15 protein-coding genes are annotated in these 13,286 nt (G+C 71.6%); 12 read left to right on the top strand and 3 right to left on the bottom strand.

Annotation, left to right across the window (positions count from 1 at the left end):
* The first annotated feature begins 18 nt into the window (after positions 1 to 18).
* The 3 genes from ACFKCF_RS41715 (at position 19) to ACFKCF_RS41705 (ending at position 2,963) form a co-directional block, all read left to right on the top strand.
* Positions 19 to 1,035 carry an aldo/keto reductase gene (locus tag ACFKCF_RS41715; RefSeq protein WP_394500878.1) on the top strand — a complete coding sequence of 339 codons (1,017 nt, stop codon included), beginning with the start codon at positions 19 to 21 and terminating at the stop codon, positions 1,033 to 1,035.
* A 231-nt stretch (positions 1,036 to 1,266) separates the two neighbouring features.
* A complete protein-coding gene (locus ACFKCF_RS41710; RefSeq protein WP_394500877.1) occupies positions 1,267 to 2,082 on the top strand; it encodes a type II CAAX prenyl endopeptidase Rce1 family protein in 816 nt (271 codons plus the stop codon).
* Positions 2,083 to 2,351: 269 nt separating this feature from the next.
* Positions 2,352 to 2,963 (top strand): amidase family protein, encoded by a 612-nt coding sequence (locus tag ACFKCF_RS41705; protein ID WP_394500876.1) that lies wholly within the window; start codon positions 2,352 to 2,354, stop codon positions 2,961 to 2,963.
* A 129-nt stretch (positions 2,964 to 3,092) separates the two neighbouring features.
* Here ACFKCF_RS41705 and ACFKCF_RS41700 read toward each other — a convergent pair whose 3' ends face one another.
* From ACFKCF_RS41700 to ACFKCF_RS41690, 3 genes are all read right to left on the bottom strand, one after another.
* Entirely contained in the window at positions 3,093 to 4,190 is a 1,098-nt protein-coding gene (locus ACFKCF_RS41700) for an aromatic acid exporter family protein (protein ID WP_394500875.1), read from the bottom strand.
* A gap of 49 nt (positions 4,191 to 4,239) precedes the next feature.
* The gene (locus ACFKCF_RS41695; protein ID WP_394500874.1) at positions 4,240 to 5,358 is read right to left on the bottom strand and encodes an aromatic acid exporter family protein; all 1,119 of its coding nucleotides are present in this window, start codon (positions 5,356 to 5,358) and stop codon (positions 4,240 to 4,242) included.
* A gap of 110 nt (positions 5,359 to 5,468) precedes the next feature.
* Positions 5,469 to 6,137: an alpha/beta fold hydrolase gene (locus ACFKCF_RS41690; RefSeq protein WP_394500873.1), complete on the bottom strand. Its 669-nt coding sequence runs from the start codon at positions 6,135 to 6,137 to the stop codon at positions 5,469 to 5,471.
* A 169-nt stretch (positions 6,138 to 6,306) separates the two neighbouring features.
* On the opposite strand from ACFKCF_RS41690, the gene ACFKCF_RS41685 reads away from it, so the two are divergent.
* The 9 genes from ACFKCF_RS41685 to ACFKCF_RS41645 all read left to right on the top strand — a co-directional run bounded on the left by ACFKCF_RS41685 (position 6,307) and on the right by ACFKCF_RS41645 (position 13,082).
* The gene (locus ACFKCF_RS41685; protein ID WP_394500872.1) at positions 6,307 to 7,413 is read left to right on the top strand and encodes a ring-opening amidohydrolase; all 1,107 of its coding nucleotides are present in this window, start codon (positions 6,307 to 6,309) and stop codon (positions 7,411 to 7,413) included.
* Between the two features lie 10 nt (positions 7,414 to 7,423).
* On the top strand, positions 7,424 to 7,762 hold the full coding sequence (locus ACFKCF_RS41680) for a PadR family transcriptional regulator (RefSeq protein WP_394500871.1): 339 nt from the start codon (positions 7,424 to 7,426) through the stop codon (positions 7,760 to 7,762).
* An 89-nt stretch (positions 7,763 to 7,851) separates the two neighbouring features.
* Positions 7,852 to 8,385, top strand: coding sequence for an SseB family protein (locus ACFKCF_RS41675; protein WP_394500870.1), 534 nt, complete (start codon positions 7,852 to 7,854; stop codon positions 8,383 to 8,385).
* A gap of 125 nt (positions 8,386 to 8,510) precedes the next feature.
* Entirely contained in the window at positions 8,511 to 9,113 is a 603-nt protein-coding gene (locus ACFKCF_RS41670) for a prepilin peptidase (protein WP_394500869.1), read from the top strand.
* 43 nt (positions 9,114 to 9,156) lie between these two features.
* Positions 9,157 to 10,338 (top strand): chorismate synthase, encoded by a 1,182-nt coding sequence (gene aroC, locus ACFKCF_RS41665; RefSeq protein ID WP_394500868.1) that lies wholly within the window; start codon positions 9,157 to 9,159, stop codon positions 10,336 to 10,338.
* The gene (locus ACFKCF_RS41660; protein WP_394500867.1) at positions 10,335 to 10,835 is read left to right on the top strand and encodes a shikimate kinase; all 501 of its coding nucleotides are present in this window, start codon (positions 10,335 to 10,337) and stop codon (positions 10,833 to 10,835) included. The genes aroC and ACFKCF_RS41660 overlap by 4 nt, the downstream gene beginning before the upstream one ends.
* Positions 10,832 to 11,902: a 3-dehydroquinate synthase gene (gene aroB / locus ACFKCF_RS41655; protein ID WP_394500866.1), complete on the top strand. Its 1,071-nt coding sequence runs from the start codon at positions 10,832 to 10,834 to the stop codon at positions 11,900 to 11,902. The genes ACFKCF_RS41660 and aroB overlap by 4 nt, the downstream gene beginning before the upstream one ends.
* Complete coding sequence (gene aroQ / locus ACFKCF_RS41650; protein WP_394500865.1) at positions 11,899 to 12,333, top strand: type II 3-dehydroquinate dehydratase; 435 nt, start codon at positions 11,899 to 11,901, stop codon at positions 12,331 to 12,333. The genes aroB and aroQ overlap by 4 nt, the downstream gene beginning before the upstream one ends.
* Entirely contained in the window at positions 12,330 to 13,082 is a 753-nt protein-coding gene (locus tag ACFKCF_RS41645; RefSeq protein WP_394500864.1) for an SGNH/GDSL hydrolase family protein, read from the top strand. Before aroQ ends, ACFKCF_RS41645 begins: the two co-directional genes overlap by 4 nt.
* Positions 13,083 to 13,286: the final 204 nt, after the last annotated feature.

Genomic DNA, 13,286 nt, shown 5'->3' with positions numbered 1-13,286 from the left:
GATTCTAGGGGAACTCCAGTGGACCACCTGAATCTCGGCCGTTCCGGCCTGCGGGTATCGAGGGCCTGCCTGGGCACCATGAACTTCGGCACCGAGCACGGCCTGGCCGCCAGCGACGAGGCCGAGGCCGGTCGGATCATCGACGCGTTCCTCGACGCGGGCGGCAACTTCATCGACACCGCCGACCTGTACCACCGGGGCGAGACCGAGGAGATCGTCGGCCGCGCGCTGAAGGGCAGGCGCGAGTGGGTCGTGCTGGCCACCAAGGGCGCCATGCCGGTGGGCACGGAAGGGCGCGGCCTGTCGCGGCGCCACCTCACCAGGGCCCTCGACGCCAGCCTGCGCCGGCTCGGCACCGACTACGTGGACCTCTACCAGTGCCACCAGTGGGACCCGGCGACGCCGATCGAGGAGACGATGGCCACGCTGGACGGGTTCGTCAAGGCGGGCAAGGTTCGCTATCTCGGCTGCTCCAACTTCACCGCGACCCAGCTCGTCGAGTCGCAGTGGGCCGCCGCCCGCGTGGGCGGCACCCCGTTCGTGAGCCTGCAGCCGCAGTACTCGCTCATCCAGCGGGTGATCGAGGCGGAGATCCTGCCGGCGTGCGAACGGCACGGGATCGGCACCGTCGTGTACGGGACACTCGCCGGCGGCGTGCTGACCGGCCGCTACAAGCACGGCGAGGCCCCTGATCCCGACAGCCGCATGGGCAGGCTGCTCGGCCACTCCCTCCCGGGCGCGAACCGCTGGGCCCGATCGCTGCTCAACGACCGCAACCTGGACGTCGCCGGCGAACTGGTCGAGGTCGCGGCCGAACTCGGCGCCGCACCGGCCGCGGTGGCCCTGGCCTGGGTGGCGCGGCGTCCCGGGGTGACCTCGGTGCTGATCGGCCCGCGATCGGTGGAGCAGCTGCGGGAGAACCTGGCGGCGTTCGACCTCGACCTCCCGGAGGAGGCGGCGGCCCGGCTGGACGCGATCTCCCACCGCGACCTCGGCCCCATGGACGGCTCGTTCTTCCACCTCGTCCCCCGCTGAGCCCCCCGCAGCCTCTCCCATCCCCGAGGCCGTCCCCGGCAACCGGCGCCGCACCTACGTCGGCGAGGAGCCCGGCGGCCGGCTGCGGGACGTCATCGCCACCGGCCCCACCGGCGCGTGGCGACTCCCGCCCGCCCCGCACCCACCGTGACCTGCGCCTTTCACGGCGACTCGAAGCCGTGTCAGAGCGATGTCAGCTCCATATAGGGTCGCCGGGCCACGATTCTCGGCATGGACACAGCAATGCGGCCCCCGGCCGACACCCAAGGCGCCCAGCCGAAGGGCTTCGTCGCGAAGCTCCTCGCCGACCGTCACTCCGTCCCGTTCTCCATCGCACTGCACCTGGTGCCCGGCGCGGTCATCGTCGCCGTGTACGCGTTCATCGCCGCCCCCCTGGTCCGGGCGATCGAATTCCCGATCTTCCTGGCCTGGGCCATCGCTCTCGCGGTTGTGCTCTTCCCGCTCCAGCTGTTCCTGCTGTGGCTGGGCAAGAAGAAGACCGGCCGCTTCACGATGAAGGGCGTCGTCCACTACCGCGACAAGCCGGTCTCGCGCGGCAAGGTCTTCTGGCTCGGGGCCGCGTGCCTCGTGTGGATGACCGTGGTCTCGCTCTCGCTGACCCCGCTGGACAACATCGTCTACGACTGGTTCTTCACCTGGGTGGACTACCAGGGCGCCGGCCCCGACGGCACCGCCTACCTCCAGGGCTACCCGCACGAGCTCGTGCTCACCACGCTGCTCATCTGCGCGCCGTTCACCGGCTTCACCCTGCCCTTGCTCGAGGAGTACTACTTCCGCGGCTTCCTGCTGCCCCGCCTCCCGCAGCTCGGCAAGTGGGCCCCGTTCTTCAACACCTTCTTCTTCTCGGTGTACCACTTCTGGGCCCCTTGGACGGTCCTGTCGAAGCTCGTCTTCCTCTACCCGGGCGTCTGGCTCGCCTGGAAGAAGCGGGACATCCGCATCTCGATCGCCATGCACCCCGGCTCGGCGCTGCTGATGACCGTGGTCGGCATCATCGCCCTCGCCTCCGGCGCCTACTCGATGTGAGCGCCTCGAAACGAGGGATGCCGCCCAGCGGGCCGCGCGCTCGCGCCGCCCCCTCGCCCGCGGATGGCGGCCGCGCTCCTGGGGAGGGGCGGCAGGTCCGCCTCACTGCCCCGGCCGGCGGGGCTCGTCCCTCGGAGTCCTTGGGCGCCTGCTCGCCTGGACCGGTGTCTCGGCATCTGGGCGGCTGACACGGACCGTGAACACAAGACTGCAATTTTGTGGCGACGCGCCCTAGATTCCTCGGCACGGCAAACGAAGAAGGGGGCGCAATGTCGGAAATATGGGAGATGTCCGCCTGGGAGCTGGCGCGGCAGATCCAGGCTCGCACGGTGTCGAGCCGCGAGGCGGTAGAGGCGCATCTGCGGCGGATCGCCGAGGTCAATCCCTCGGTGAACGCGGTCACCGTCGTCCTGACCGAGCGGGCGCTGCAGGCGGCGGACGCGGCCGACCGGGCCCTGGCCTCAGGCCTGCCGGTCGGCCCGCTGTGCGGAGTCCCGGTGACCGTGAAGGAGAACATCGACGTCGCGGGATCGGCCACGACGCTGGGCATCGTCCCGATGCGCGACGCGGTCGCCGCCGCGGACGTCCTCGCGCCGATCTGCACCGGCCCGGCCTTCGCCGTGGGATCCGAACTCGACGACGGCCGACTCGCTCGGTGGCCGGCGTCCCTGCGCATGGCGTGGACGGTCAACATCCTGGGGCTGCCGGCGGTGGCCGTCCCCACGGGCCTGGCCGAGGGGCTGCCTCAGGGCGTCCAGATCATCGGGCCGCGCTTCCGTGAGGACCTGTGCCTGGACGCCGCCGACGCGATCGAGGCCCGCACTCCTCCGCTGACCCCGATCGCCCCGCGCCAGCACCGCCAACACGACTTCGCGGCTTGACGTTCAGCCTCCAGGACTCCCGGGCCCTCGGTCGACCCGCGGCCGAGTGGCGGCCGGTAGGTCTGGTGGCTCTCGTGTTCGCGCGGTCGTCGAGGACCATCTGGCGGGCCTGCTGCAGGCGCCGGGCCGTCAGCGGCGGCTGGTCTCGTCGCGTGGCTCGTCCAAGGGGGTGAGCGTGTCCGTGGCCGCCTCGTGCTCCATCCCGGTCGCCTGCAGCAGGTCGACGACCACGGAACGCAGCTGCGCGATGATCACGTGCGCCGAGAAGCCGAGCCCGTCGGGCCGCTCCCGGGCCGCCACCGCCAGCAGCGCCTGGCGCGCCAGCGTCGGCTCCCGGCCGGCGCCGAGCTCCAGCTGCAGCAGCAGCGCCGCCTCCGAGACCTCGCGCAGGGCCTCCGCCAGGGCGGCGGGCGGCGGGCTGGCCTCCCCGAGCGAGGCGAGGGTACGCCTGCTCAGCACCCGGGCGTTCCGCATCGCGAGGTCGACCGGCACGGCGGCGGTCTCGTAGCGCGCCAGCCTTGCCTTCCGGTGCCAGTGCAGCGGCGCAATCATGGTGATCTCCTTGGCGGTCTCCAGCGCGTGCTCGAACTCCTCCACCGCCTCCTGCGTGTTCCGCGCCTCCTCCAGCGCCTCCGCCGCCAGCTCCACGTCCCGCTTCTCGATCGCCTCCGCCGCTCGTTCCAGCACCGTGGACAGCGCGTCGAGCACCCCGGACAGGTGCTTGGCCGCGATCGTGAACGGGCTGGCGGGCAGCAGCGCGACCGCCATGACCCCGACGATGCCGCCGGTGAGCGCGTCGGCCATCCGGTCCAGCCCGCCGGCCCCGTCGCCGGGCACGAGGGTGGCCACCAGCACGGCCGACGACCCGGCCTGCGCGACGAACAGCGCCCCGCTGTTCAGCAGCACCGCGACGGCCATCGCCAGCGCCACCACGAGCGCGAGCTGCCAGGCGCCCGAGCCGATCCAGGACACCAGCAGGTCGCCGATGCCCACCCCGAGGCTGACGCCGATCACCAGCTCGGCCACCCTGCGCAGCCGCTGCCCCAGCCCGACGCCCACGCAGATCAGCACCGAGATCGGCGCGAAGAACGGACGGGGGTGGCCGAGCAGCTCCATGGCGATGATCCAGGCCAGTGCGGCGCCCACCGCGCACTGCGCGATGGAGGGAGCCATGAGGCCGAACGTGCCCAGTCGTTCCTTCACATGATCGCTGAGCCTGGTTCGCACCCTTCTACCTTGGCGGATCTATATGACATTGAGGTCACGTTTGCCCCAGCTAAGTCCTTTTAGTCGGGCGTTGTGTGGATTTTCTGGGGCTGGTGGAGTCCTTTGAGTCTGGGGGTACGTCCTCCTCATCGGCTGCTCGGTCGTCGGGGTGGACGTCCAGCGGCGGCAGGGTCGCGACCGCCTCGTCCCGATCGATGCCGGTCGCCTGGAGGAGGTCCACGATGATGGACCTGAGCTGCGCGATCATCACGTCCGCCGAGAAGCCCCACCGCTCCGCCCCCTGCCGCGAGGCCACCGACAGGATCGCCCGGCTCGCCCTTTCCGGCGAGCGTTCGGCGGCGAGGTCGTCCCGGAGCATGAGCGTCGCGTCGGCCAGCTCGCGCAGCTCGCGCGGTAGCCAGGGCGGGAGGGCGGCGGGGCCGTCGAGCGCCACGATCGCCCGCCTGGCCAGCACCCTGGCGTTCCTGAGCGCGTGATCGAGTGGCACGGCCGCTTGTTCGTACCCCTCCAGGAAGGGGCGGCGGTGGCGGTGGAGCGGCGAGATGGTGGCGATCTCCTTGCCCGTCTCCAGGGCCTGCCTGAACTCCTCGATGTTCTTGTGGCTGCCGCGCGCCTCCTCCAGCGCGTCGGCGGCCAAGCGTACGTCGCGATTCTCGATGGCCTCGGCGATCTGCCGCAACGCGTCGGCCAGCGCGCCGAACGTCCCCTTCGCGTGCCGCCTCGCCAGCGCCGACGGGCTGGTGGGCAGCAGGGCGACGGCCGCGAGCCCCATGAGCCCGCCGACCAGCGCGTCGACCATCCGGTCGAACCCGCCGCTGCCGCTCGGTGGCAGGAGCGTGGCGACGAGCACGGCCGAGGAGCCCGCCTGCAGGACGATCAGCGAGCCGCTGTCGAGCAGCACCGCCACGGCCATGGCCAGCGCCACCACCAGCGCGATCTGCCAGGCGCCCGAGCCGATCCGCGACACCAGCAGGTCGCCCACGCCGACGCCGAGGCTGACCCCCACGACCAGCTCCACCACCCGCCGCATCCGCTGGCCCAGCGCCACGCCGATGCAGATCACGACCGCGATGGGCGCGAAGAACGGGCGGCTGTGCCCCAGCAGGTCCTTGGCCACGAGCCAGGCGATCGCGGCTCCGACCGCGCACTGGCCGATCGAGGGGGCCATCAGCCTCAGTCTGCCCAGACGCTGATGTACGTGCATGTCAACCACGCCCCTACCCTGCCGCGCATGCGTGACACCAGGGTTACGGCGTGATGAGATGCGGCGCGTTCCCGTCAGGCGTCCAGGAAGGCGTCCACCGCCTGCAGGAACCGGCTGCGGGCCGTGGCGTGGATCAGATGCCCGACGTCGATCGTGACCAGCCGGGCCCCCGGGATCCGCGCCGCCACCTCCGCGGCGTTGACGGGGCTCCGCTCCCCGCCGCTCAGCACCAGCGTCGGCGCCGTGATCTTGCCGAGGTCTTCCAGCCAGGCGGGATCGGGGTCGACCAGCTGTCGTTCGGTGTCGTGCATCATGCGCCAGTCGAACCCGGTCGAATCGTCCTCGACGAGCGGCGGGCGGTTCTCGAAGGGAAGCGGCGGTGGCGCGTCCTCGAGCACCAGCCGCTCGATTCGGTCCGGATGGTTCATGGCCGCGTGGTAGGCCATCACGCCGCCGAGCGAGTGCCCGATCAGCGTGGCGCGCCCGATGCCCAGGTGGCCGAGCAGCGCGACCACGTCCTCGGCCATCCCGGGCAGCTCGTACGGGGCCTGATAGTCGCTGGCCCCGTGCCCGCGCAGGTCGAGGGCGATCACGTGGTAGCGCGCCGCGAAGTGCTGGGTGATGCCGTTCCAGTCGTTGTGGTTGGCGGTCCGGCCGTGGATCAGCAGGAGCGGGGGAGCGGTGGGGTCGCCTTCCTCCCGGTATACGAGCTTGATCCCGTTGACGTGTGCTTCGCGAATCACACCGGCGACCATATCGCCCGGCGTCCGGCGGGCTCCCCGGCCCACGGCACTGAGCGCACCTTGACATCGTCGGCGGGCTTCATGGGCAGACATTGACCATGAACCCCGCTGACCGGCTCGGATAGCGTCGCGAGGGCGGGGAGGACCGGTAACGGAGAAGGGGCGTCATATGCCGGACCCGATTGAAGTACGCAAGGTGCCGATCGAGAGCGTCACCGACGCCTCCGGTCTCGCCCGGCTCATCGCCGACGGGGTGATCGAGGCGCGCCGCGTGCTCGCCGTCGTCGGCAAGACCGAGGGCAACGGCGGCGTGAACGACTACACGCGCATCCTCGCCGACCGCGCCTTCCGCGAGGTGCTGGCGGAGCACGGGCATCCCTCGCCGGAGAGCGTGCCGCTGGTGTGGTCGGGCGGCACCGACGGCGTGCTCAGCCCGCACGCCACCATCTTCGCCACCACGGCCGACGCGCCCCCGTCCGACGAGCCGCGGCTGTCGGTGGGCGTGGCGATGAGCGAGGTGATCCTGCCCGAGGACATCGGCCGGCCCGCGATGGTGGAGAAGGTCGCGGCAGGCGTACGCGAGGCCATGAAGATCGCGGGTATCGACGATCCGCGCGACGTCCACTACGTACAGACCAAGACGCCGCTGCTCACCCTGGCCACCATCACCGACGCCAAGAGCCGCGGCCAGGAGACCGCCATCGAGGAGACCGGCCCCTCCATGGACCTGTCCAACTCGACCACCGCCCTCGGCATCGCCGTGGCCCTCGGCGAGATCGAGATGCCGAGCGCCGACCAGATCCACAAGGACCTGTCGCTGTACTCGTCCGTGGCCTCGTGCTCGTCGGGCGTGGAGCTGGATCGGGCGCAGATCGTGCTGGTCGGGAACGTACGGGGGATCGGCGGCCGCTACCGCATCGGCCACAGCGTCATGAAGGACGCCCTGGACGCCGACGGCATCTGGGAGGCCATCAGGGACTCCGGACTGCCGCTACCGGAGCGCCCGCACCCGTCGGACCTCGGGGGGCGGCTGGTGAACGTCTTCATGAAGTGCGAGGCCGACCCGTCGGGACGGGTGCGCGGACGGCGCAACATCATGCTGGACGACTCGGACGTGCACTGGCACCGGCAGATCAAGGCGACGGTGGGCGGGGTGGCGGCCTCGGTCACGGGCGACCCGGCGGTGTTCGTCTCGGTGGCGGCCGTCCACCAGGGCCCCTCGGGCGGTGGCCCGGTGGCGGCCATCTCCGACCTGGGATCCCAGGGAGCTATGTAGAGTACGAGATATGAAGAGTAGTCTGCGGATGACCATGCCGACCCAGGCTGTCCTCCGGGCCCTGCTCCGCGATCCCGGGCACGATCGTTACGGCCTGGAGGTGTGCGAGCTGGCGGGACTGCCGAGCGGCACGGTCTACCCGATCCTGGCCAGACTGGAGCAGGTCGGCTGGGTGGAGAGCCGGTGGGAGGATCCAGAGACGCACGTCGCGGAGGGGCGTCCGCGACGCCGCTACTACCGGATCACCGCGGACGGCGCGGAACAGGCGCGTACCACCGTCGCGCGAGCGTACCGGTCGCGCAGACAGCCCGCGCCCGGCTGGCTGAACGGTCCGGGCTCGGCTGGCTGAACGGTCCGGGCTCGGCGATCTGGGTCGCCGCCGGTGCCCTGCGGGCCAGGCTGCTGGGGCAGGGCTGGGCGCGGGTAGTCTCGGGGGCTGTGCCGAGCATCCCGCGACCTCTCGATCCCCACGACGACGGCGGCGCCGCGCCCGCCGTGGCCGCCGCCCTGGCCTCCTACCAGGAGGGCACCGCCGACGCCGCCGACGTGCTGAACGCCCTCAGCGGGGCCAGGCTGCTGGTGCCCGTCGTGGCGCTGCTGACCGAGAGCGAGGTCGGCGCGCATGGGCTGCGGCAGGAGAAGGAGAGCGAGATGGCGCTGCCCAAGCTCGTCGGGGCGGACGGCAGGCAGGCGGTGCTCGCGTTCACCGGCAGCGAGGCGCTGGCCCGATGGCGGCCCGACGCCCGGCCGATCCAGGCCACGGCGTTGCAGGTGTGCCAGGCGGCGGTGCAGGAGAAGGCGGCGGCGGTCGTGGTGGACGTGGCGGGGCCGGTGCAGTTCGTGATCGAGGGAGCGGTGCTGGAGGCGCTGGCGGCCGTGGAGTCGGGGACCGTCGATCGGCTCGACGGTGTGACCGTCGCCAAGGTGGAGCCCGTCCGGCGCCGCCGGTGGTTCTCCAGAAAGGGCCGATGACGTTCAGCCTCGCGCAGCCGGCCACCGAGGCCGGGCGAGGTAGCTCGGTCCTCCGGAGGATCGGCGGGATACCAGGTGGAGCGAACGGCCCCATGTGCCCGGGGGCGGCGCATTAAGGTCGGCTCGTGGTCGCACTCATGGCGCTCGCCGGGCTGATCTGCGGACGCCACATCCGCGGGCTGGCCGACTCCTACGACGAGGGCCCGGCCCACTACGACCAGGGCGCGGTGATCCAGCGACCCGGGCCGGCCGTGGAGCTGGTGACCGCCGCCGTGGCGGCGCTGGTCGCCTGGCGGTTCGGGCTGCCGTACGTACCTTTCGCCCTCATCGGCACCGCGCTGGCGGTCGTCGACTGGCGTACCAGCCTGCTGCCCGACGCGATCACGCTCCCGGCGTACCCGATCATGGCCCTGGCTCTGGCGCCGACGGGAGAGCTGCCCAGGGCGCTGGCCGGCGCGGTGGCGCTGACGGCCGTGTACGGGCTGCTCTGGTTCATCAGGCCGGAGGCGATGGGCCTGGGGGACGTCAAGCTGGCCGGCCTCATCGGGATGGCCGCCGCGGCGCTGAGCTGGCAGGCGTGGATCGTCGCGGCCTTCTGCGGGCAGCTGCTCGGCGCCCTCTACGGCCTGGCGCTCCTGCTGTCCGGGCGGGGGACGAGGCACAGCCAGTTCCCGTTCGGGCCGTTCATGCTGTTGGGCGCGTTCATGACACTCTGTCTCGGCTGGTGAACGCGGGACATCTCACTAGGCAGCACATGGAAGACTTGTACGCATGTTGCGCTGGTTGACCGCCGGAGAGTCCCACGGCCCCGAACTCGTCGCCATCCTCGAAGGCCTGCCGGCCGGGGTGGAGGTGACCACGGCCGCCATCGACGAGGCCCTGCGCCGTCGCAGGCTCGGTTATGGCCGGGGTGCCCGGATGAAGTTCGAGCAGGACCAGGTGACGATCGTGGGCGGCGTCCGCCACGGCCGCACGATGGGCAGCCCGATCGCGATCCGGATCGGAAACACCGAGTGGCCCAAGTGGGAGAAGATCATGGCGGCCGACCCGGTCGACCCGGCCGAGCTGGAGGGCCTCGCGCGCAACGCGCCCCGGTCCCGGCCGCGTCCCGGCCACGCCGACCTGGCGGGCATGCAGAAGTACGGGTTCGACGACGCCAGGCAGGTGCTCGACCGGGCCAGCGCCCGCGAGACGGCCGCCCGCGTCGCGCTCGGCGAGGTCGCCAGGCGCTTCCTCAAGCAGGCGCTGGGCGTCGACATCGTCAGCCATGTCACCGAGATCGGCGGCGCGAAGAGCCCGGCCGACACCCTGCCCGGCCCCGGCGACCTGGCCAGGATCGACGAGGACCCGGTGCGCTGCTCCGACGCCGAGGGCAGCGCCGCCATGATCGCCGTGATCGACCAGGCCCACAAGGACGGCGACACGCTCGGCGGCGTCGTCGAGGTCCTCGCCTACGGCCTGCCGCCCGGCCTGGGCAGCTACACCCACTGGGACCGCAGGCTCGACTCCAGGCTCGCGGGCGCGCTCATGGGCATCCAGGCGATCAAGGGCGTGGCGGTCGGCGACGGCTTCGAGACCGCGCGCAGGCCCGGCTCCCGGGCCCACGACGAGATCGAATACACCGCCGAAGACGGCGTGCGCCGCATCACCAACCGCGCGGGCGGCGTCGAGGGCGGCATGACGAACGGCGAGATCCTGCGCGTCAGCGCCGCCATGAAGCCGATCTCCACCGTCCCCAGGGCGCTGGCCACGATCGACGTCAAGACCGGCGAGGCGGCCAAGGCCCACCACGAGCGCTCCGACGTGTGCGCCGTGCCGGCCGCCGGCATCGTGGCCGAGGCCATGGTCGCGCTGGTGCTGGCCGACGCGGCTCTCGAGAAGTTCGGTGGCGACTCCGTCGAGGAGGTCGCCCGCAACCTGTCCGGCTACCTGTCGTCGATGGTGATCAAATGAGCAGGGCTGTATTGATCGGTCCCCCCGGGTCCGGTAAGACCACGGTAGGGCGGTTGCTGGCCGAGCGGCTCGGTGTCGGGTTCCGCGACACCGACGCCGACGTGGAGGCCGTCGCCGGCAAGCCCGTCTCCGACGTCTTCGTCGAGGACGGCGAGGCCCGCTTCCGCGAGCTGGAGCACGAGGCCGTGCGCCGCGCCCTGGCCGAGCACGACGGGATCCTGTCGCTCGGCGGCGGCGCCGTGCTCAACGAGGCGACGCAGGCCCTGCTGGAGGGCCACCACGTCGTCTACCTGCAGGTGGGGCTGTCGGACGCGGTCCAGCGGGTGGGGCTCGCCTCCGCCCGGCCGCTGCTCGTGCTCAACCCGCGCAGCCAGCTGAAGAAGCTGATGGAGGAGCGGCGGCCGGTCTACGAGCGGCTCGCGGTGGTGACCGTGGTCACGGACAAGCGGGAGCCGGAAGAGCTCGCCGACGAGATCATCAAGGGGCTTCCCGCATGAGTGCGACGAGGATCCACGTACGCGGTGACAGCCCGTACGACGTGGTGGTCGGCACCGGGGTGCTGGCCGAGCTGACCACGCTGCTCAAGCCCGGCGTGCGCACGGTCGCCGTCATCCACCCGGAGACCCTGCCGGAGATCTCCGGCCCGGTCGGCGAGGCGCTGCGCGAGGCCGGCTACGAGGTGGTCGAGCTGCCCGTGCCCGACGGCGAGCAGGCCAAGAGCGTCGAGGTGGCCGCCGGGCTCTGGTCGGCGCTCGGCCGCAACGGCGTGACCCGCTCCGACGCCGTGGTGGGCGTGGGCGGGGGTGCGACGACCGACCTGGCGGGGTTCGTGGCGGGCACGTGGCTGCGCGGCGTACAGGTGGTGCTCGTGCCCACGACGCTGCTCGCCATGGTCGACGCGGCCGTCGGCGGCAAGAACGGCATCGACACGCCCGAGGGCAAGAACCTCGTGGGCACGTTCCTGCCGCCCGCCGGGGTGCTGTGCGAGCTGTCCACGCTGGCGAGCATGCCGAAGCGCGACTACGTGGCCGGCCTGGCCGAGGTCATCAAGGGCGGGTTCATCGCCGATCCGGAGATCCTCAGGCTCGTCGAAGCCGACCCGGAGGCCGCCACGAGGCCCGACGGCCCCCACACCCGCGAGCTGATCGAGCGCAAGATCCAGGTCAAGGCCGACGTCGTGGGCGCCGACCTGCGCGAGGCGGGCCTGCGCGAGATCCTCAACTACGGCCACACCCTCGCCCACGCCATCGAACGCGAGGAGCACTACGCCATCCGCCACGGCGAGGCCGTCGCCATCGGCATGGTCTACGCCGCCGAGCTGTCGAGGCTCGCCGGCCGCGCCGACCTGGTCGAACGCACCAGATCCATCCTCACGAGCGTCGGCCTGCCCACCTCCTACCGCGCCGACGCCTGGAAGTCCCTGCGCGACCACATGCGGCTGGACAAGAAGAACCGCGGCGCCAAGCAGCGGTTCGTCGTGCTCGACGGCCTGGCCGAGCCGGGCCGGCTCGAAGGCCCCTCGCAAGAGCTGCTCGAAGCCGCCTACAAGGAGATCTCCGCATGATCCTCGTCCTCAACGGGCCCAACCTGGGCAGGCTCGGCACCCGCGAGCCCGACATCTACGGCGCCGAGACGTTCGAGGACCTCGCCACGCTCTGCCGCGAGACCGGCAGGAAGCTCGGCAAGCACGTCGAGGTACGCCAGACCAACGACGAGGCCGAGCTGATCGGCTGGATCCACGAGGCCGCCGACGGCCGCATCCCGGTCGTGCTCAACCCGGCCGCCTTCACCCACTACTCCTACGCCCTGCGCGACGCGATCGCCATGCGCACGGCACCGCTCGTTGAAGTGCACATCTCCAACCCGGCCGCCAGGGAAGAGTTTCGCCACAACTCCGTCGTCGCCGGGGTGGCGACGGGCACCATCGCGGGCTTCGGACTACAGTCGTACGTCCTTGCGCTGCACGCTATCGCGGAGATGAACACCACCTCATGAGGCACTACAAGTCCTTCGTCGCCCTCGGCGACAGCTTCACAGAAGGACTGAACGACCCGGGTCACAACGGTCACTACCGTGGCTGGGCCGACCGGGTCGCCGAACGGCTCGCCGCCGACGAACCCGGCTTCCGCTACGCCAACCTGGCCGTGCGCGGGAAGCTGCTCGACCAGATCGTCGCCGAGCAGGTGCCGGTGGCCGTCGAGATGGCCCCCGACCTGGTCAGCCTCTGCGCCGGGGGCAACGACCTGCTCAGACCGGGCAGCGACCCCGACGTGATGGCCAAGAAGCTCGCCCGCGCCGTGCGCGACCTGCGGGCCGCGGGCTCGGACGTGCTGCTGTTCACGGGGGTGGACCCGCGCGACACGCCGCTGATGCGGCGGCTGCGCGGCCGCTTCGCCGTCTTCTACCTGCACGTGCGCTCCATCGCCGACCTCTACGGGTGCCGGCTGGTGGATCAGTGGTCGATGCAGGGGCTGCGCGACTGGCGGGCGTGGAGCGCGGACCGGCTGCACATGAACGAGGACGGGCACCGGCTGGTGGCGGCGCGGGTGCTGGACGTGCTGGGGGTGCCGTTCGAGGACTGGCGCAAGGACTGGCCGTCACGTACCGTCGACCCCCGGGCGCGGCGGCGCGAGGACGCCCAATGGATCCGCGAGCACCTCGTCCCCTGGATGTCCCGCCGCCTCCGCGGCGTCTCCTCCGGCGATGGGCTTTCTCCCAAGCGTCCAGATCTCACCGCTTTTTAGCTTCTTTTACGGCTCAGCACGGGCAGGCCACCCGCCGGTCTTCGGCTGGCGGAGCGGCGAGCCTGGGGCGGAGAGCGGCAGCTTGCGTGACCAGCGGAGCCCGGTGCGAGCGCGACCATGAGCACAGCCCTCCAGGAAACGGCCGCTGACGGTGATGATGGAGGTGAGCGTCTCCCGGCTGGGTGCTGAAAAGCCGGACCGGCT

The organism is Nonomuraea sp. JJY05, from assembly GCF_043496855.1.
Lineage (GTDB): Bacteria > Actinomycetota > Actinomycetes > Streptosporangiales > Streptosporangiaceae > Nonomuraea.
Note: the sequence above shows the minus strand (reverse complement) of the source record. Positions and strands in the feature narration are given on the sequence as shown.